Annotated in this window: 19 protein-coding genes and 1 tRNA gene; 8 read left to right on the top strand and 12 right to left on the bottom strand. The window is 66.8% G+C overall.

Annotated features, from left to right (window positions below):
- Window positions 1–100 precede the first annotated feature (100 nt).
- Entirely contained in the window at window positions 101–2,185 is a 2,085-nt protein-coding gene (locus NOW55_RS14420) for a DEAD/DEAH box helicase (protein ID WP_256400815.1), read from the bottom strand.
- A gap of 82 nt (window positions 2,186–2,267) precedes the next feature.
- Window positions 2,268–2,639 (bottom strand): cupin domain-containing protein, encoded by a 372-nt coding sequence (locus NOW55_RS14415; RefSeq protein WP_256400814.1) that lies wholly within the window; start codon window positions 2,637–2,639, stop codon window positions 2,268–2,270.
- A gap of 98 nt (window positions 2,640–2,737) precedes the next feature.
- Between NOW55_RS14415 and NOW55_RS14410 the strand changes: the two genes are divergently transcribed.
- A complete protein-coding gene (locus NOW55_RS14410) occupies window positions 2,738–3,901 on the top strand; it encodes a CBS domain-containing protein (RefSeq protein WP_256400813.1) in 1,164 nt (387 codons plus the stop codon).
- 430 nt (window positions 3,902–4,331) lie between these two features.
- Here the strand turns inward: NOW55_RS14410 and NOW55_RS14405 are convergent.
- Window positions 4,332–4,404, bottom strand: a tRNA-His gene (locus NOW55_RS14405).
- 123 nt (window positions 4,405–4,527) lie between these two features.
- Between NOW55_RS14405 and NOW55_RS14400 the strand changes: the two genes are divergently transcribed.
- Window positions 4,528–4,986 (top strand): DUF5814 domain-containing protein, encoded by a 459-nt coding sequence (locus NOW55_RS14400; protein ID WP_256400812.1) that lies wholly within the window; start codon window positions 4,528–4,530, stop codon window positions 4,984–4,986.
- On the opposite strand, the gene NOW55_RS14395 is transcribed toward NOW55_RS14400, so the two are convergent.
- Complete coding sequence (locus tag NOW55_RS14395; protein WP_256400811.1) at window positions 4,983–5,396, bottom strand: DUF8146 domain-containing protein; 414 nt, start codon at window positions 5,394–5,396, stop codon at window positions 4,983–4,985. The genes NOW55_RS14400 and NOW55_RS14395 overlap by 4 nt on opposite strands.
- Before the next feature lie 186 nt (window positions 5,397–5,582).
- On the opposite strand from NOW55_RS14395, the gene NOW55_RS14390 reads away from it, so the two are divergent.
- Window positions 5,583–6,311, top strand: a complete 729-nt coding sequence (locus NOW55_RS14390; RefSeq protein ID WP_256400810.1) for an SHOCT domain-containing protein — start codon at window positions 5,583–5,585, stop codon at window positions 6,309–6,311.
- A 43-nt stretch (window positions 6,312–6,354) separates the two neighbouring features.
- On the opposite strand, the gene NOW55_RS14385 is transcribed toward NOW55_RS14390, so the two are convergent.
- Window positions 6,355–6,957, bottom strand: coding sequence for an RPA family protein (locus NOW55_RS14385; RefSeq protein WP_256400809.1), 603 nt, complete (start codon window positions 6,955–6,957; stop codon window positions 6,355–6,357).
- A 1-nt stretch (window position 6,958) separates the two neighbouring features.
- Complete coding sequence (locus tag NOW55_RS14380; protein ID WP_256400808.1) at window positions 6,959–7,888, bottom strand: replication factor A; 930 nt, start codon at window positions 7,886–7,888, stop codon at window positions 6,959–6,961.
- A 271-nt stretch (window positions 7,889–8,159) separates the two neighbouring features.
- Here NOW55_RS14380 and NOW55_RS14375 point away from each other — a divergent pair, with 271 nt between their 5' ends.
- Together NOW55_RS14375 and NOW55_RS14370 are read left to right on the top strand one after the other, a co-directional pair.
- Window positions 8,160–8,450, top strand: coding sequence for a DUF7091 family protein (locus tag NOW55_RS14375; protein WP_256400807.1), 291 nt, complete (start codon window positions 8,160–8,162; stop codon window positions 8,448–8,450).
- Window positions 8,444–9,451: a mannose-1-phosphate guanylyltransferase gene (locus NOW55_RS14370; protein ID WP_256400806.1), complete on the top strand. Its 1,008-nt coding sequence runs from the start codon at window positions 8,444–8,446 to the stop codon at window positions 9,449–9,451. Before NOW55_RS14375 ends, NOW55_RS14370 begins: the two co-directional genes overlap by 7 nt.
- A 3-nt stretch (window positions 9,452–9,454) precedes the next feature.
- Here the strand turns inward: NOW55_RS14370 and NOW55_RS14365 are convergent, their stop codons facing one another.
- Window positions 9,455–9,892, bottom strand: coding sequence for a type II toxin-antitoxin system VapC family toxin (locus NOW55_RS14365; RefSeq protein ID WP_256400805.1), 438 nt, complete (start codon window positions 9,890–9,892; stop codon window positions 9,455–9,457).
- Between the two features lie 5 nt (window positions 9,893–9,897).
- A complete protein-coding gene (locus tag NOW55_RS14360; protein ID WP_256400804.1) occupies window positions 9,898–10,095 on the bottom strand; it encodes a hypothetical protein in 198 nt (65 codons plus the stop codon).
- Window positions 10,096–10,211: 116 nt separating this feature from the next.
- On the opposite strand from NOW55_RS14360, the gene NOW55_RS14355 reads away from it, so the two are divergent.
- Window positions 10,212–11,612 (top strand): hypothetical protein, encoded by a 1,401-nt coding sequence (locus NOW55_RS14355; RefSeq protein ID WP_256400803.1) that lies wholly within the window; start codon window positions 10,212–10,214, stop codon window positions 11,610–11,612.
- A 42-nt stretch (window positions 11,613–11,654) separates the two neighbouring features.
- Here the strand turns inward: NOW55_RS14355 and NOW55_RS14350 are convergent, their stop codons facing one another.
- Both NOW55_RS14350 and NOW55_RS14345 read right to left on the bottom strand, forming a co-directional pair.
- Complete coding sequence (locus NOW55_RS14350) at window positions 11,655–12,437, bottom strand: SDR family oxidoreductase (protein ID WP_256400802.1); 783 nt, start codon at window positions 12,435–12,437, stop codon at window positions 11,655–11,657.
- Window positions 12,438–12,865: 428 nt separating this feature from the next.
- The gene (locus tag NOW55_RS14345; RefSeq protein WP_256400801.1) at window positions 12,866–13,336 is read right to left on the bottom strand and encodes a TRAM domain-containing protein; all 471 of its coding nucleotides are present in this window, start codon (window positions 13,334–13,336) and stop codon (window positions 12,866–12,868) included.
- Window positions 13,337–13,639: 303 nt separating this feature from the next.
- On the opposite strand from NOW55_RS14345, the gene NOW55_RS14340 reads away from it, so the two are divergent.
- Together NOW55_RS14340 and NOW55_RS14335 are read left to right on the top strand one after the other, a co-directional pair.
- Window positions 13,640–15,133, top strand: coding sequence for a M61 metallopeptidase family protein (locus NOW55_RS14340; protein WP_256400800.1), 1,494 nt, complete (start codon window positions 13,640–13,642; stop codon window positions 15,131–15,133).
- A 60-nt stretch (window positions 15,134–15,193) separates the two neighbouring features.
- Window positions 15,194–15,874 carry a hypothetical protein gene (locus NOW55_RS14335; protein WP_256400799.1) on the top strand — a complete coding sequence of 227 codons (681 nt, stop codon included), beginning with the start codon at window positions 15,194–15,196 and terminating at the stop codon, window positions 15,872–15,874.
- Here the strand turns inward: NOW55_RS14335 and NOW55_RS14330 are convergent, their stop codons facing one another.
- Entirely contained in the window at window positions 15,875–16,135 is a 261-nt protein-coding gene (locus tag NOW55_RS14330; protein WP_256400798.1) for a hypothetical protein, read from the bottom strand.
- Between the two features lie 114 nt (window positions 16,136–16,249).
- Window positions 16,250–17,245 (bottom strand): radical SAM protein, encoded by a 996-nt coding sequence (locus NOW55_RS14325; protein WP_256400797.1) that lies wholly within the window; start codon window positions 17,243–17,245, stop codon window positions 16,250–16,252.
- Window positions 17,246–17,349 lie beyond the last annotated feature (104 nt).

Below are 17,349 nucleotides of genomic sequence, written 5' to 3'. Positions count from 1 at the left end.
TGGAGTCGGCGTGCTATCCCCGGACAAGCGGGGCTTTCTGGCTGTTCGAGTCACCAGCAACAGCACTCACGGGAACGTGTCGGTCAACAGAAACGCAACCTCACAGCTCCGTCTCGCGCAGCTCCAGGTCGGCGACGACCTGGTACGGGTGCTTCTCCTTGCGAATCCCGTCCAGAATCGCGAAGGCGTCGCCGGGCGTCAGGAAGTGCTCGCACACGACCCGCCCGAGCGGCGTCGGCTCGAAGCCGTCGATGAAGCCGTACTCCAGCAGCTTGCCGATGGCGTGTTTCGTGGGGATGTCGCCGAGCATCCGGTCGTTGAGCGCCTTCGCGGACTTCCCGGCGACCGCCACGTTGGCCAGCGTCTCCTCGACGGCGGCGTCCTCGTCGTACCGGGTGATGACGGGCTCCATCTCGCCCTTGAGCAGCTTGAACGCGACCTCGTCCTCGGACATCTCCATGGAGTTGTGGTAGGTGCACTCGGGCTCGACGAGCATGTACACCTTCCCGCGGTCGTGGTAGTCCGGGCGGCCCGCCCGCCCGAGCATCTGGCTGAACTCCTGCACCGAAAGCCACTCGATGCCCATGGCGAGCGAGTCGAAGATGACCTGCGAGGCGGGGAAGTCGACGCCCGCCGCCAGCGCGGCCGTGGTGACGACCGCGGAGATCTCCTGGTCGCCGAACATGCGCTCGACCTTCTTCCGGCGGCCGTAGTCCAGCCCGGCGTGGTAGGGCGCGGCGCTGTACTCCAGCTTGCGGGAGATCTCGTGACAGCGCCGCCGCGAGTTGGTGAAGACGATGGTCTGCCCGCGGTAGCCCTTCGAGGACTCGCGGTCGAACTCGCGTTTCACGAGCCGGTTGATGATTCTGGGCTTCTCGCGGCCGTCGGCGAAGGTGACGTGGCGCTCGATAGGGACGGGTCGCTCCTCGAACTCGATGAGCTTCGCGCGGAGCCCCCGGGCGAGTTCGGTGGGGTTGCCGACGGTCGCGGAGAGGTACACCCACTGCGCGCCGTCGTATCCCTGGCGGCGTTTCTGACGCTGCTCGCTGTAGTGCTTCAGCCGGGAGATGAGCCCGTCGAGGCGGTGCCCTCGGCCCTCCTCCTTGAGCGTGTGGACCTCGTCGATGACCACGGTGCCGATGTCGCCGAGGTCCTTGCCGGTCCGCAGCGCGTGGTCGATGCCCTCGTAGGTGCCGACGATGACGTCGGCGGAGGGGTCGAAGCGCGAGCCGGAGTCGTTGACGCGGCTCGCCCCGACCCGGATGGTGACGTCGACGAGGTCGCCGTACTCGTCCGCGAAGTCCTCGTGCTTCTGGTTGGCGAGCGCGACCAGCGGGACGAGGAAGAGCATCTTCCCCTTCCCGTCGAGGACGTTCTGCAGGCCGGCCAGCTCGCCGATGAGCGTCTTCCCGGTCGCCGTCGCGCTGACGACGAGCTGGTCGTCGCCCATCCCCCGCGGGCCATCGCCGTTTCGCTCGCCGAACAGGCCGTTCTCGACGGCGAGGCTCTGGACGGGCAGCAGGGTGTCGAACCGCTGTTCGAGCAGCCCCTGCAGCTCCGGATGCAGGTCGAGGCCGTCGACGGGGACGAGGTCGATGTCGTCCGTCGTCGCCGATATCTCGTCGAACTTCGTCAGGTCCGGGTCGAGCTCGCCCTTGAGCAGGTTCTTGATGCGTTCGATGTCCTGCACGTCGAGCAGCAGCTCCTCCAGGCGCTCCTTCGCGGCGCTCGTGAACTCGCCGTGGAACGCGAGCTCCTGTTCGAGCTCGCGGCGGGCGCAGTCGGTGCAGATCCAGTCGTCGCCCGACCTGACCGCGGTGTCGGTCGTGACCGGGGAGTAGCGGCCGGCGGAGGCGCAGTAGCGGCAGGTCCGGACGACCTTCGCGTCGAGCTGGTAGCCGTCGAGCATCGCCTGGAGCTCCTCGCGAGCCCGGGTGGAGGTCTGTTCGGAGATGCGGATTCGGCCGGCGCGTCTCGCGATCTCGACGAACTCCTCGGGGCTGCGTGGCTCCTCGCTGGAGTCGCGGACGACCCGGAACTTGCCGGGTCGGGGACCCGCGCTCGTCTCCTTGAGCTCGAGCTTCGAACGGAAGACCCGCTCGCCGTCGCGCTCGACGACCGCGAGGTAGTTCCTGCCGGCCTCGTGGAGGAACAGGGTGTCGACGCGCTGGACCTGTCGTGACACGCGATTCGGTACGAGAGCGGGGTATTTCAGGGGTTCGGAACGGTCTGCGGGAGGGCGGTGTGGCCGTTCGGTTCCGTCGCCCCTACTCCTGCAGCTGTATCTCGTCGTCGCCGTTGGGCACCGCACAGAGGAACGCCCCCTGCCCGTCGCCCTCGTTGCGGTACCAGTGGACGACGCCGGCCGGGATGAGGAGCGAGTCGCCGGCCGAGACGGTGTACTCCTCGTCGTCGATTCCCACCACGTACTCGCCTTCGAGCACGTACTGCTCGTGCTCGACCGCGTTCGTGTGCCTGGGCACCTCGCCCCCGGCGTCGAGGGTGAACCGTCGGATGGCGAAGTTTGGAGCACCGTCGTCGGCGTCGATAAGCACACCCTTCGACAGCCCCTCGGCGGCGTCGACTGGTTCGTACGAGACGTCATCGCTGCGGCGGAGCACGGCTGTCGGGTCGGACATGCACGACGGTACGGCCGAGGGGCACTTAACCGGTTCCGACCCGCCGGCCGACGGTTATCGTCCCCCAATTTAAGAGTGGTCGGCGGCTACTCCGTAGCATGCGAAGCTTCAGGATCGGGTCGGTGTTCGGCATCCCCATCAAGCTGGACCTGACGTTCCTGCTGGTGCTACCGCTCTTTGCGTTCCTCATCCAGCAGCAGGTGCGCTCGGTGACGGACCTGCTCAACCAGACGATGGGGGCGAACCTGCCGGTCGACCCACTGCTGGCCGGCTGGATGCCGTGGGTGCTCGGGTTCGCGGTCGCCATCGGCCTGTTCGTCGGCGTCGTGCTCCACGAGCTCGGGCACTCGGTCGTCGCGATGCGCTACGGGTTCCCCATCGACTCCATCACGCTCTGGATCTTCGGCGGCATCGCCTCGCTCTCGGAGATGCCCGAGGACTGGAAGCAGGAGCTCCAGATCGCCATCGCCGGGCCGGTCGTCTCCATCGCCGTCGGCGGTCTCTCCTACGGCGCGTTCCTGGCCGTTCCAACGGGCCTGCCGTCGGCACGGTTCGTCCTCGGCTACCTCGCGCTGATGAACGTCGCGCTCGCCCTGTTCAACATGCTGCCCGGCTTCCCGATGGACGGTGGCCGGGTCCTGCGTGCGCTGCTCGCCCGCACCCGACCGTACGCGAAGGCGACGCAGATGGCCGCCGAGGTCGGGAAGGTGTTCGCGCTCCTGCTCGGGCTGTTCGGCCTGCTCAACTTCCAGTGGCTGCTCATCGGTATCGCCTTCTTCATCTACATCGGCGCATCCTCCGAGGCCCAGCAGGTCGTGATGAAGGCCGCCTTCGAGGGTGTGACGGTGCGGGACGTGATGACGCCCGCCCCCGACCTGCACACCGTCACGCCCGACACCAGCGTCTCGGAGCTGATGTCGCGGATGTTCTCCGAGCGCCACACCGGCTACCCGGTCATGACCGACGGCGACCTCGTCGGCCTCGTCACGCTGGAGGACGCTCGCGGCGTCAAAACCGTCGAGCGCGACGCCTACACCGTCGAGGAGATCATGACCCGGGAGCTTCACACCATCCCCCCGGAGGCCGACGCGATGGAGGCCCTCCAGACGATGCAGTCCGAGGGCGTCGGCCGCCTGCTCGTCGTCCGTGGCGAGGACCTCGTCGGCCTCATCTCACGGTCGGACCTCATGACCGCCTTCGACGTGGTTCAGGAGACCGGCTCGGTCGAGCCGAGCCGCCGGACGTCCGTCCGGGAGACGTGACCTGCCGCTGGTGAACCCTGTCAGCCGCCGCCACCGTCCGCGCCGTGAGCGGGCTTCTCCACCTCCTCCTTCCGTTTCTTCAACTTCCGTTCCTTCCTTCCGCCGTCTTCGGTTCCTGCGGCCCCGCGTTCGCCTCTCGTTCGGCCTCCGTGTGGCTCATCTGCACGGCGACGCAGGCGAGAGCGACCAGAAACGACGGGGCGGCGTAGTCACGGTGTGCCTCGCCCTCGTAGCCGAGCACCGCGAGGCTGCGAGTGAGGTTCGGTTCTCGCCTTTCGGCCTTGTCACTCCTCCCTGCGGTCGTCGTGAAAAGGTCCGGGTGCGAGAATCGAACCGAAGCCAGACGTGCTCGCTCCGCTGCGCGCGACTGGCAGGGTTCGATTCCCTTACGACGGACCTACCGCTCCTCACGTCCGTTCGTCGCGAGAAGGTCCGGGTGCGAGAATCGAACCCGCGTCTCAGCCTCCACAAGGCTGAAGGATAGTCCACTACCCTAACCCGGACACGCACCAGAACGTACCCGGGTCGAACTCAAATACGTTACGACTCGGTGGGGGCTCCGTCATGCGGTGTCACGGTCGGAACCGCGACGCTTTTGCCCGTCACGACGCTACCGTGGGTCAAGCGTGGCCATCACGGACAAGATATACGTCAAGAACCACCGGCAGCTGAGCTCCCAGCTCGACACGAACATTCCGAAGGGCGTGTTCAAGGGGGCGACGCTGGACATGCTGTTCAACGGTGGTGAGGCGCTGGAGAAGCTCGACGAGACGACGCGCGAGCGTGTCCTCGACTTCTCGAAGGACTTCATGGACTGCGGCTGTGACAACAGCCCGTACTGTGGCCACCCCGAGGAGAAGTTCGTCCGCTACCTGCTCGAACTCCGCGCACAGGGCCTTCGCCCGTCGGCTATCGTCGACGTGATGGGCGACGACTACATGGTGTACGCCTACGAGGGCGACGTGCTCTCCTTCCTCGACAACTCGGTCCGCACGCTGGAGGCGATGGAGGAGCTGGCGCGGGTCGAGGGCAACGAGGAGGCCCGGAAGGCCGCGAAGCGCGAGAAGGAGACGCTCTCCGGTTAGCCGAGCTGGTACGGCTCGTCCTCGTCGTCCTCCGCTCCGTCCAGATCTTCGAGGTGGATGACGTCCTCCTCGCCGCCGTCGTCGACGCGCTCGCGGAGGTAGGTGACGTACTGCTTGTACTCGTCGAGCTGCTCGCGAAGGTGGTCGGCCTCGAGTTCGAGGCGTTCGTGCTCGCGGACGAAGCTCTTCGGCACCTCGACCTTCGGCGGCCACCCTTCGTCGACCGACTTCTCTTCCGGTGCCTCGTGCTCGGGCACCACCGCGACCTGCCCGTCGTGAGCGACGAGCATGTCGACGTAGTCGCGGAACACCGCCGACAGCGAGATGTCGCGCTCCTCGGCGATTTCCTGCAGCGTCTCGAACGCGTCCTCGTTGACGCGGAACGAGACCGTCTTGTTCTTGTTGCCCATGCTACCCGTAACTGTCACACAGCCACTTGAACGTTCGTCAGACGCTCGGTGCGGTGGTACCGCTGGCCGCCGGACGGGGCAGCAGTGCTCGGTCGGTTCGCCCGGACCGACACCGTCAGCTCCGAATCCGGACGGCAGCGTCGTCCCGACCACAATCTTCTTTGTTCGTTTCAGCGAGTGTTGGGTATGAATGGTACCGATGGGCCACGCGTCGAACCGTCGGGGACCGGTCCGACGCCAGTGCTGGTCGGTGCCATCCTCCTGAGCGTCCTCGTCGTGCTCGCCACCACCCTGCTCCCGCTGTTTTTCGTGTTCGGGTTCGGCGGCGGTTCCCTCGGGACCCTGCTCTGGTACCTCCCGTTCCTGGTGCCGTTCCTCGTCGTCGGGGTCGTCGGTCTCACCGTCTGGCTGTCGGTCCGCGGCTCGTCGGCGCAGGCAGGCGACGACGAGCACGCGGCGGCGGACCCCCTGGACGTCCTCGAAGCCCGGTACACGGACGGGGAGATAGACCTCGAGGAGTACGAACACCGGCTGGAACGGCTCTTCGAGCTCGACGGCGAGTTCGACGCACATCCACGGGTCGAACAGCTGGCGATCCGCTACGCACGCGGCGGAATCGACCGGGACGCACTCGCCGCCGGCATCGAGCGTCTCGACGCGGCCGAACCGGCGGTCCGACCGGAAGAGCTCGACCAGTTCCTCGGGTCCGACACCACGGCCGCTGGAGGTCCTACCGTGTTCGATGACGACGTGGCGAGCGTGACGTTCACGGTCGACCGGGTCGCGGGGCAGAACGACGACCCGACCGCAATCGAGCTCCTCCGGCAGCGGTACGCCGAGGGCGCGATCTCCGACGAGGAGTACGAACGGCGACTCGAACTGCTCCGCGAGACCGAACGCGGGACGGAGCGGTAGCTCGCGGTCGCTTCCGAGACGGAAAACATCGCCGGGTGGCCCTTCAGGCCGTCGCTTCCGGCTCCTCGTCGACGTCGACGCCGTCGAGGCTCTCCAGCGCGGTCAGGACCTCCTCGCGGTAACTGTCGAGCAGGCTCGCGTCGTAGCGCTCGGTCGCCATCGCGGCGTACTCGTTGGTGTCGTCGTCGTACGCCTCGATGCGGTCGAGGGTTCGCTCGGCCGTCTCGACGACCCAGCGGTCCCGGGTCGCCTCGTCGACGGCGGTGATGGACTCGGGTCGCAGCGAGACGTTGATGCTGCCGTCGTCGGTCTCGAACGTCCGGGGCTTGCCGACGACCGAGACGTACGCCGGCGGCTCCGTATCGCGGAGGAACGCCGCCGCCTCGGGCTGGTACTGCCCGGCGTAGATGAAGAACGTCCCCGTGGGGTCGACCACGCGGCCGCGCCAGTACTCCGAGTCGTCGCCGATGTCCTCGGTCTCGGTGAGCGTGCCGACGACGAACACGCGGTTCGCGCGGTCGCCCGTCGGCAGGAGCGCGAAGTTCGGTGCGCGCTCCTCGTCGGACTCCTTGAACGTGTACGTCGCGTCGTTGAACTCGCGTGCGAAGACGCGCTTTGCGACCTCGCGGGTGGGTGCCTGGCTCATGTCACATCGACCTCGCTCGGATGAGCGTCGCCTCGGTGTCCGGACGCTCGGTCAGTTCCTCGACGTCGTCGGCCAGCACGTACCGGCCGAACGTCGGGCCCGTCACGCGGTAGTACACTCCCATGACCTCGTCGCGGATCTCGTCGGCGACGACAGTCGTGTCGAGTGCGTCCATGGCCATGTCCTTGGCCTCCTCCAGCGAGATGTCCGCGACGTCCTCCGTCGCGGCCTCGTTGAAGATGACCTCGTGGGCGTCGACGCCGTCGTCGATCACCGCCTTGATGCGCAGGTCGAAGGTACCCTCGACCTCGCCGTGTTCCGCACAGCGTCCGTTCTGCAGGACGCGCGTGCAGTCCTCCTCCGGACAGCGCTTGATGAGGCCCGAGCCGGACTGGATGTCGACGAGCGCGCCCTCGATGGTGACGTCGTCGTCGCCGACCTCGATCTCCTCGTCGAACTCCTCGATGGTCGTGGTCCGGTTGAGCTTCACGGAGTACTGACCCTCGTACTCGTCGGTGACGACGTTCGAGAGGCGGTACACCGCCCCCTCCTCCAGCTCCGGCAGCTCGGAGGTGGTGAACGAGACGAACTTCTTGGTGCCGGACTCGTCGCCGACCAGCCCGACCTGGGCGATGGAATCGGAGCGCGGCTCCCAGAGCTGGGTGACCTTCACCGTCAGGTCGACCCACTGCTCGTCCTGGTCGATGTCGCCCAGCTCTACCTCCTGGCTGGACCCGCCCGCGAGCTCGTCGCGGTCGACACCGGTCTCGTCGACGTAGTGGCTCCGGACGCTGCGCGTTGCCTCGTCCATCGGCACCTTGAACTCGTCGACCAGTCGTTCCAGTCGTTCCTCGATTTCGTCGACGGACACGTCCGCGTGTCCGGAGAACTGTTCGTGTAGGTCTTCGGCGTGCTGTCGCACATCGGTCATGGTTGGCTCTGTCTCCGCGTGTGTTCAGTGGGAGACGTATCGACGTTGGGTCGCGATGGTATTTAAGCTGTGGTAAGCGCGGTGAAAGTGGAATCGGTGTCTGGGTGCGAAACGACGGTTTCTGGGCGTGAACCGGCCCTCTCGCCCGGTTCGGGCGGGGGCGAAGGTGGACGACCGACGCGACTTTGTGGCCCGCCCCGCTACGGATGCCCATGCGAACCGGTCCGCGCCGACGCCACGCTCGAACGCCCGCCGCCGGGCGGTGGTCCCGGTGACCGACGGGGGAGCCGGCGACGACGGCATCGGCGGCTACATCCGCCGCGCCATCCGCTCGGCCGGCCGCCAGTACGAGCAGTCCCGGGAGCAGTTCACCACCGGACGCACCGTGAACCGGCTCCCCGCCGACGAGTACGGTCGCGCGAAGATCGTCTGCCGTCGCCACGCCGACCGGCGCGCCGTCATGCTCTCCGAGCAGGGCGTCCCGCCGTGTTTCGACGCCGAGAACCGCGACTGCCAGGGCTGTCTGGAGGACATCCGCGAGGGAGTGATAGAGACGTGGTGACGACGGTCGCGCTGGTGCTCGCCGGTGGCACCGGCACCCGGCTCTACCCCGCCAGCAGGTCTGACCGCCCGAAGCAGTTCCTCGACTTCGTCGGCGACGGCTCGCTGCTCGCCAGAACGGTCGACCGCGTCGCCTTCGCCGACGAGGCGTACGTGCTCACCGGCGAGCGCTACGCCGAGGCGGTCCGCGAGCACGCGCCCCGTGCCGGCGTGCTGGTCGAGCCGGAGGGGAAAGATACGGGTCCCGCACTCGCCTACGCCGCCCGGCGAATCCGCGAGCAGGTCGACGACGCCGTCCTCTGCTGTGTGCCGAGCGACCACCACGTCGACGGCGACTTCGCCACCGTCGCCGAGCACGCCTGCCAGGTCGCCGTCGAGACGGACGGGCTGGTGACGATGGGCGTCGAGCCGACCAGAGCGGCGACCGGCTACGGCTACATCGAGCCGGCGGACGACCTCGCGGATGGCGTCGCGCCTGTCGCATCCTTCCGCGAGAAACCAGACGCCGAGACCGCCCGCGAGCTGGTCGACGACGGCTGTCTCTGGAACGCCGGCATCTTCGCGTGGACGCCCGACGCCTTCCTCCGGGAGTGCCGGGGGACGCCGCTCGACCCCATCGCCACGGCCGACGACCCCGCGGAGGGGTTCGCCCGCGCCGAGGCCGTCAGTGTGGACTACGCCGTGCTCGAACGCACCGACGACGCCTACGTCGTCCCGGCGACGTTCGACTGGGACGACCTCGGCGCGTGGGACGCACTGGAACGGCTGACCGATGCGGGCCTCGGCGTCGAGAATCAGGGCGGAAACGCGATGCTCGGCGACGGACTCAGCATCGACGCGTCAGGGAACGTCGTCGCCAGCGACGACAAACACGTCTCGCTGGTCGGCGTGGACGACCTCGTCGTCGCCGCCTTCGACGACCGGGTGCTGGTCGTGCCGAAAGGAGAGGCCCAGCGGGTTCGGGAGGTCGTTTCGGAGTTGCGCGAGGAGAACCTGTTCTGACGTTCAGCCGTCCGGATTGACGGTCTGCAGTCCACGGTCGTTCGCGACTGCGACAAGGTCCGAATCGGCGGAGACGAATACGACATCCGCCTCCTCCCCATCCAGCGCGAGGGCGGCGGCAAGCTGGAGACTGTCGAGGGTGCGGAGGTCGTCTTCCAGTATCAGGTCGAAGGAGAACTGCTGAATCGACTCTTCCATCGGGACGATAACGAAGTCGTCCAGTGCCTCCCTGAAGAACGCAGCGAGCAGGTCGTCGGTGTCGGACTCCGATATCTGGTCGCGGTTGTACTTCCGTCTGAACGCCGAGATGGTCTCGATGACGGCAAGCGAGGTGATGGTCACCCTGCGGTCGTCCTCGACGAGGTCGTCGACCAGCTCGGTTCCCGGTTCCTCGTAGTACCGCTTGACGAGCGCAGACGTATCGAAGAACAGAACCTCCATGGCCGCTACAGCCGCTCGTCGCGGTCAGCCCGGACGATCTCGGACAGGTCGTCACCCTCCCGGACGGCTCGGCGGAGTTCCTTCAGGTCGGCCTCGTTGCGGTCCGAGACGAACTCGCGCATTCGCCGCCGGAGCGCCCCCGTCTTCGCCTTGTCCAGGACCCGTCGCCCGTCGAACTCGGGGTCGTCCGCGGTGTCGCTCATGCCCCCACGTTGGGCGTCACCTCTTAAATTCCTTCGCCGGCCAGCGACGCCCGTCGAGCGTTCGGGGAGTAGGTATATCAACTCGTAATCACAAGCGACCGAGAGAGGAGATTCCAGTGGGCGAGAACGATTCTGCCGACGCTATCGAGGAGTGCTCGGGTGGCGACGCCGTGTGGACGCGACGGCGCGCGCTGAGTGCGCTGGGTGCAGGTGGCGTCGGCCTGCTGGCCGGGTGTACGGGCGGGTCAGACGAACCAGCACAGACCACCGAGCGAACGAGGACGGCGGCGACCAGCGCCCGGCCGGAGACCGCGACGCCCACCGCGACGGAGGAAACGACGGCGACGACCGACCGACTGCGGAACTACCGACTGCACCTAATTCTGGGACGGAACCGGAGCGTTCGGGACGAGATCTCGACCGACCAACTCGACCAGTACCGCGAGGAGTTCGGCACGGACGTCGTCACGGAGGCCAGCGTGTTCTCGGAGCCGGCCGAGGACCGCTGGCGGAACATGGAGGTCGACCTGCTCGCGCTGGAGTGGTGGCACGACAACGATTACGAGAACATCCAACACGACGAGGGCTCGCAGTTCGTCGAATCAATCGGAACAGAATCAGAACCAGGAACAATCGAACACCAAGCCAAAAACAATCCAAGAAGGTATATTTATCCAAATGCTGAAGAAGATGGTTTTGGAAGTTTTAACTATAGCGAATTTTCTAGTTCAGAATCGGTCGGAGAAGCGCTTAACTGGCTTCAAAAATACTTATTTGAGTGGCAAAGAAACTACAACGACTCCGGTCCAATCTCAACAGACGATGAACTATACGCAGCAACCCTACAAGAAAGCCTAGATACCCATACTAACATAGACTCACATTTCTGGGCGTTCGACCTACCAGAAGCCAGTAGAAGCACACACGGAAACGGACTTGTATACGACCAAACCAACAATGAACTCCGGATCATGGAAACAATAGGGAGTCCAGAAACATGGGATGAAGAAAATGGGCCTCAGTACCATCCTCTTGTTGAAGATTCTAACTATCTTAACGAGGATCATGATGCTTATGATGCTTGGTGGCACCCACTACGGTTCGCAGACGACCACCAGCAGAACACAGTTGAAGGATTTTCTGACAGCCTAGACTTCGAAGAAAGGAAGAAGTCAGCAGCTTCAATGCTACTGGGAATGGCAACAGGGTCTGATACCGACATAGAGATTGGAAGTCTCACCGATGTCGGAATTACTACAGAATACCTCGTAGACTTTACAGAAAAGCTGAGAAACTGGAATACAACTGAAGAATACGATGCCGCCTTCTTCGAAGAAATCCAAAGTCAGGCCAAAGTCTACAACAAACTAGCATCAGAAGAAGACGAAAACTACGTTATCTACGGTACAGTCGACGATCCACAGTTCGCTCGGGTCGATTCCAGAAATCTAATAGACCGAATCTGGGGAGACCAGCGCGGAAGGTACGACGACTTCGGCGAACATATCGAAACCTGAGCACGCCGCGACGCTTTGAACCGCTACACGTTTGTTATCCCTTTAGCTCCGAAGCCGCCCACCGTCGACCGGCACCGACGCCCCGGTGACGAAGCTCGCGCGGTCCGACGCGAGGAACGCCACCACGTCGCCGAGCTCGTCGGGGTCGCCGATGCGGCCCATCGGGATGCCGTCGGCCCAGTCCTCCAGGCCCTCCTCGTAGGTGGTGTACTCGCCGCGCTCCAGGGACTGCTCGACCAGCTCACCGATGCGGCTGGTCTCGTGGGCCGCGGGCAGGACGACGTTCGCGCGCACGTCCGGGGCCCACTCGCGGGCGACGGTCTTGGCGACGCCGACGACCGCCCGACGGACGCCGTTCGAGAGCACGAGCCCGTCGATGGCCTCCTGGACGCTCGTGGAGGTGATGGCGGTCCAGGTCCCGCCGTCACCGTCGGCGAGGTGGGGGTGGGCCTCCTTGAGCGTCCAGACCGCGCTCATCACGAGCAGGTCGTACGCCTTGTAGAAGTCCTTCTCCGTCATGTCGAGGAACGGCCCCGAGCGTGGCCCGCCGGCGGAGGTGACGACGTGGTCCAGCCCGCCGAAGGCCTCGACCGTGGTCTCCACGAGGTCCGTGATGTCGTCGGGGTCGGTGATGTCGCGCTGTCGTGCGAGCACGTCGCCGTCCAGTCCTTCGAACTCCGCCTCGGCTTCGGCCAGCCGGTCGGCGTCCCGGCCGCAGATGGTGACGTTCGCGCCCTCGCGGGCGAGTGCCTTCGCGCTCGCGAGCCCGAGCCCGGCCGAACTCGCCGTGACCAGTGCCGTATCGCCGTCGAGATGCAGGTCCATGTTCCGGTGGACGCGCGCCGAGGACTAAGCGTTAGGGACGGCGGAAAACCCGGGCTGTGTCCGCGTAGCGACTATCGACCATCCGCGCGAGGGACGAGGAGCGCAGCGCCAGCGAGCACCGCAGGAGGCTGGGGAGGCGTGAGGTGCAGGGTGGGACTGAAAGGGGCGAGGTTCTCGGCGAACCCGGAGCCCGCAAGCACCGCAGGAACGAGGAGCGCAGCGCGGCTCCAGGGAGTCGAGAACCTCGGGGCTTTCTGACTGTTCGAACCTATTGAGTCACTTTCCAGAGCACGAATCTTCGGGGTCACCTCAGTGAGGCTGCGTCTCTGTACAACATGAGCGACTCTACAACTCAGGTTGCGAACTCAGACACAGAATAGGCCGGTCGGTGGACTGTCCAGGTGCCACGACGCGGGTTCGGTTCGCCGTCAGTTGCCCCAGAAGTTATCGCGGCTTCCGAGGCGTTCGCGCTTGGGCGGTCTGTTGCTCGTGTCCTCCTCTCCCTCGTCCTCGCCGTCGTCGGCGTCGCTCTCCTCGCCGTCGTCGTCTTCGTCGAGCTCGCCCTCCATGGGGAGGCGTTCGACCTCGTCGGCGCGGGCGTGGTTGTTGTGGACCTTCGTGATCTTCACCTTCGCACGGGCCTCGGGGAGGACGCCATCGACCATGACGATGAAGCCGTCCTCGGTGCGGCCGACGCCGGCACCGGACTCGTGGATGTCGGTGACCTCGACGACGATCTCCTCGCCGCGTTTGACGGGCTGGGTCTTCAGGTCCGAGATGGGCTGGTCGTAGTGGCCACACCACTCCATGCCACCGCGGTCACCGTAGTGGTTGCAACCCATCCCCGAGATCCGCTCCTGAAAACTGGGGCAGTCGTCTGCGAGTGGACAGTCCGGCATGGAATCGTGTAGCGGGGCGGGCGTCTAAACGCTTGCGCATCGGGGGACGGACCGGCTGGAGCGGCCGTAGCTGCCGTGAGGGCGCGGACTGGCTTCGGGCTGTCCAGCCCCGCGACGATATGGGTCGTCCGGCCCCGCGAACGACCGCCAGCACGCTCGCACGCGAGCCGGTTCCTCGCACAACCCGATTTGGTATTACGGGTGCAGTATTGCAAGAAAAGCGCAGGTAGCGGCCCTCTACGGCCCGAATCGTTAACAGTTACCGTCGCTTCGAACCGGATACAGACGGAGTGCGGAGACCAGATGACAACCGCCCGCCAACTACAGTCTGTGGCGGCGGTGCTCGTCCTGCTGCTCGTCGCGACGCCGCTGGTGGGGGCCACGGTGGTCGACGCGAGCGCGGCCTCGCCGCGTCCGGACGACGCACCGGCGACGCAGCCACGGTCGGGGGTTGGGGGAGCGTCCGACGACGGACTGTCGGTCCGGTACGAGCTGTCGCCGGTCGACGCGGCCGACGGACGCGTTCGCGTGCGTGCCCAGTTCCGACTCTCGGAGTCGGTCTCGCGGGTCGCCATCGCCGTCCCGGACGGCGCGAGCGTCGAGTCCGTCGCCGGCTTCCACGACGCGGAGGACGGATACGACTACCGGTGGGCACAGCGGGGCGACGCCTCGATAACCTACGTCGTCGACGCCACGCGCTTCGCCAACGGCGGGCTGGAGTCCATCTCGACGCAGGAGTGGTCGTTTATCCACGAGCGGGCCGTCGGCCTCGCCACCCTCGACTGGTGGTACTACGGCGAACAGCCGGGGAGCAGCCGCACCCTCGCGCTCGGCGAAGACGTCGAGGGCTGGGCGGGCGACGACGTCGCGGTGGTCGGCCCGGTCACGGTCACCGAGGAGCACCGCGACGGACACACCTATCGGGTCGTCAGGCCCGACCGGGCCGACGGCGCGCGACCGACCGACGAGATCCTCGACCTGCTCGCCGCCGCCGACGAGTCCTTCCCGGTTGGCGACCGCGGCGAGTCCACGACGGTCGTCCTCCCGCCGGCGGCCATCCGCTCGGGTGGGCTGGCGACCGTACGTCGTGGTCCCGACCGCGAGCTCTGGGCACACGGCTCCACGGAGGTGTTCGCCCACGAACTCGTCCACGTCCGCCAGACGTTCACGCTCGCCGACGGCAGCGACGGTCCGTCGATGCGCTGGCTGCTGGAGGGGCTGGCCGAGTACCAGACCGCCGTCGTCGAGCTCCGCGCCGGCCGACTGTCGGTGGACCGGTTCCGCGAGCGCGTCACCACCGACGCACACGCCGACGCGACGCTCGCCGACCGCTCGACCGGGGAGTCGTCGAACGTCCCGTACGACAAGGGCGAGCGGGTGGTCGCCGCGCTCGACGCCGAGATACGGCTGGCGACCGACGGCGAGCGCAGCATCGTCGACGTGTGGCGACTGCTGAACGCCCACGACGGCCCCGTCAGCTACGCCGACTTCGTGGCGATGGTCGAGGCCGTCGCCGGAACCGGGATGGAGAGCTGGCTCGACCGCTACGTCCGGACGGACGCGGCCCCGACCGTGCCCGAGGAGGCACCCGGACTGGACACGATTCCAGACGAGCCGCCGACCGCGCTCGACGCCGACGTGGCAGCGGCCGGTGGTGACGCCGCCGACCCCGCCGCCTCGCCCGCGGACACCACGAGCGTGGCCGCACTCGGCGTCCAGCCCGCCGTCGCGGGGGTGCTCTCGCTGATCGCGGCCTTCCTGAGCGTGGTACTCGGCCTGTTCGTCGTGGGCGAGTAGTCGCGCGGAGACACAGCCGCGAGCGTAACCGTTTCCCCCGTTCCACCCCGAGCCGTGGGTATGTCCCGGCGGGTCCCTGAGATGGCCATCGTCGTCGGCGTGCTGTTCGCGTCAGGCTGGCTCGCGTTCGTCCTCCTCGTCGAGGGCGACCGGCTGCTCCGCGAGCTCGCTGGCATCCTCCCGGTCGTGCTCGTCGCGGCCGCCCTCTGCTACCCCTTCGCGGCGTGGGCCGTCTACTTCGACGACGACCCGGCGTCGACGTTCCCGCCGATTCCGGTCGCGGGCGTCGCCGGTCTGGCCGCGCTCGTCCCGGTCGTCGCGGGCGCGCTCGGCGGCCAGCCGCTGTTCGGACTGCTGGTCGGCACCGTCGTCGCGCTCCCGCCGGCGGCCTACGCGCTGGTCTACGGCGACTCGCTCCCGCCGGCCCGGGCGACGCTCGCAGGCGGGACGGTCGTCGGCGTGGGCGTGGCGGCCGTCGGTGTCGTCGCCGGCCAGCCCTACCTCGCCGCGCCGGTCGCGCTGGCCGCGTTCCTCGGCGGCGTCGCCGTCCACGACCGCGCCGGCGCGCCGCTGCTCTCGGCGACGCTCGTCTTCGGCGCGACCGCGCTCGTCGTGTGCGCCCTCGTCGCCGGTAGCGTCGCCCTCGGACGCACCCCGTCGGCGTCGCTCGCGACGGCGCTCACGGTCGGCTTCGGCGGTGCGGTGGGTGCGCGGTTCCTCTCGCGGCCGTCGCGCTGGTAGTCAGAGCAGACTGATTCCCCACGCGACCAGCGCGAGCGCCGCGAAGACGGCGACGATGACGAGGCCGGGCGTCTCCGGCACCGCCGGGTCGTCGGCCGTGAGCTGTTCGTAGGTAGCCGCGAGCACCATCCCGACGCCACCGACGGCCATCAGGACGCCGCTGACGCTGAACTCGCCCGCGATGAGCGATGGGAGGCTGACGGCGGCGAGGACGCCGCCTGAGACGACGAGCGACGCGTGGTAGAGGAGGGCGCGTTCCATGGACGACGCTTCGTCGCTATCGCTGATATATCCTTTCGTGGAGAGGTCCGGCTGTCGCGGTGGGTCGCTCGACACGAAACCGGGGGTGGAAAAGACGCGTCTCGACCTGCGTTCTTACGCCAACGGCGTCCGCTCGACCACCTGACCGTCGTACGTCGGGTACTGCTCGACGATCTCGCCCTCGTCGAGGTCGCCGTCCTGGATCATCTCCTCGAGCAGCCACCAGGCGACCTCGACGTGGGTCGACTTGACCGTGTAGAACTCCTCGGGGACGCCCAGCGCCTCGAAGCGCTCGGGTTCCGTGTACGTCTTCCCGTAGACGAGCGTGCCGTCGTCGGTCACGTCGTCGAACTCCCGGCGGACGTTCCGGGCCATGCGCTTCAGCCGGCGGCGGTGCTGGGCGGCGTCCTTGAAGACGCTCGTGCAGAAGTACACCCGGTCGTGGTCGCCCATCACGTCGAGGATGGCCTCGCGCGACCCGTCGACCGCGCTCATGTGGTCCTCCTTCAGCTCGAATCCCTCCTCCTGCATGCGGCGGTAGTTCCCGTCGCTCATCTCGAACTCGTTGACGTTACAGAAGTCGGCCGCGCCCTCGTCGAGGAACTCCAGGAACTCCTCCTCGGGCCGGATGCCCGGGATCTCGAACGCCGGGGTGAGGCCCTCCTCGCGGGCGATGTAGAGTATCTCCTCCCACTCCGTGCCGTGCATGTCGCCCCAGAGTTCGAGGGGCGGGTGGAAGCGGATCTCGTCGAGGCCCGCCTCCGAGAGCCGGCGCATGTTCTCCCGGCCGCCCGGGATACCGGTGTAGAGGTGCGTGTGGTGGTCCTCGCCGAACTCCTCCTTGAGCAGCGAGAGGTAGTGACACGTCCGGTCCATCGCCTCCTGGGGCTCGCCGCCCGTGATGGACGTTCCGAGCGCGTCCATCCGCTTCGCCTCGATGATGACGTCCTCGTCGGACTCGACGAGGCGCTCGTTGGCGTAGACGTCGGTGACGTTCTTCCGGTTCTCCCCGAGCGGGCAGTAGAAACAGTCGCGCTGGTCGCAGTAGCCGTAGACGAACATGACCATCTTGCCGCCCTCGGCGCACTGTTCACAGCCCTTGGAGATCATTCGTTGTACTGTTTGACTACCCGGAGCGGGAAAAAGCGTGCGAAACGCGGTCGGAGAAGTGGGTGCTGGTGCGTCGGGAGGATTGGTGGTGGATAGTTCGTGGA

The sequence above is a fragment of the Haloarchaeobius litoreus genome (assembly GCF_024495425.1).
GTDB lineage: Archaea > Halobacteriota > Halobacteria > Halobacteriales > Natrialbaceae > Haloarchaeobius > Haloarchaeobius litoreus.
The sequence above is the reverse complement of the archived record's forward strand: the minus strand, read 5'-3'. Positions and strand labels throughout refer to the sequence as shown.

What these genes read in the sequence shown, in the direction of transcription:
- NOW55_RS14415 (WP_256400814.1), bottom strand. Translation starts at nt 2,639, where the DNA reads ATGTCCGACCCGACAGCCGTGCTCCGCCGCAGCGATGACGTCTCGTAC.
- NOW55_RS14410 (WP_256400813.1), top strand. Translation starts at nt 2,738, where the DNA reads ATGCGAAGCTTCAGGATCGGGTCGGTGTTCGGCATCCCCATCAAGCTG.
- NOW55_RS14395 (WP_256400811.1), bottom strand. Translation starts at nt 5,396, where the DNA reads ATGGGCAACAAGAACAAGACGGTCTCGTTCCGCGTCAACGAGGACGCG.
- NOW55_RS14390 (WP_256400810.1), top strand. Translation starts at nt 5,583, where the DNA reads ATGAATGGTACCGATGGGCCACGCGTCGAACCGTCGGGGACCGGTCCG.
- NOW55_RS14385 (WP_256400809.1), bottom strand. Translation starts at nt 6,957, where the DNA reads ATGAGCCAGGCACCCACCCGCGAGGTCGCAAAGCGCGTCTTCGCACGC.
- NOW55_RS14380 (WP_256400808.1), bottom strand. Translation starts at nt 7,888, where the DNA reads ATGACCGATGTGCGACAGCACGCCGAAGACCTACACGAACAGTTCTCC.
- NOW55_RS14365 (WP_256400805.1), bottom strand. Translation starts at nt 9,892, where the DNA reads ATGGAGGTTCTGTTCTTCGATACGTCTGCGCTCGTCAAGCGGTACTAC.
- NOW55_RS14360 (WP_256400804.1), bottom strand. Translation starts at nt 10,095, where the DNA reads ATGAGCGACACCGCGGACGACCCCGAGTTCGACGGGCGACGGGTCCTG.
- NOW55_RS14350 (WP_256400802.1), bottom strand. Translation starts at nt 12,437, where the DNA reads ATGGACCTGCATCTCGACGGCGATACGGCACTGGTCACGGCGAGTTCG.
- NOW55_RS14345 (WP_256400801.1), bottom strand. Translation starts at nt 13,336, where the DNA reads ATGCCGGACTGTCCACTCGCAGACGACTGCCCCAGTTTTCAGGAGCGG.
- NOW55_RS14340 (WP_256400800.1), top strand. Translation starts at nt 13,640, where the DNA reads ATGACAACCGCCCGCCAACTACAGTCTGTGGCGGCGGTGCTCGTCCTG.
- NOW55_RS14335 (WP_256400799.1), top strand. Translation starts at nt 15,194, where the DNA reads ATGTCCCGGCGGGTCCCTGAGATGGCCATCGTCGTCGGCGTGCTGTTC.
- NOW55_RS14330 (WP_256400798.1), bottom strand. Translation starts at nt 16,135, where the DNA reads ATGGAACGCGCCCTCCTCTACCACGCGTCGCTCGTCGTCTCAGGCGGC.
- NOW55_RS14325 (WP_256400797.1), bottom strand. Translation starts at nt 17,245, where the DNA reads ATGATCTCCAAGGGCTGTGAACAGTGCGCCGAGGGCGGCAAGATGGTC.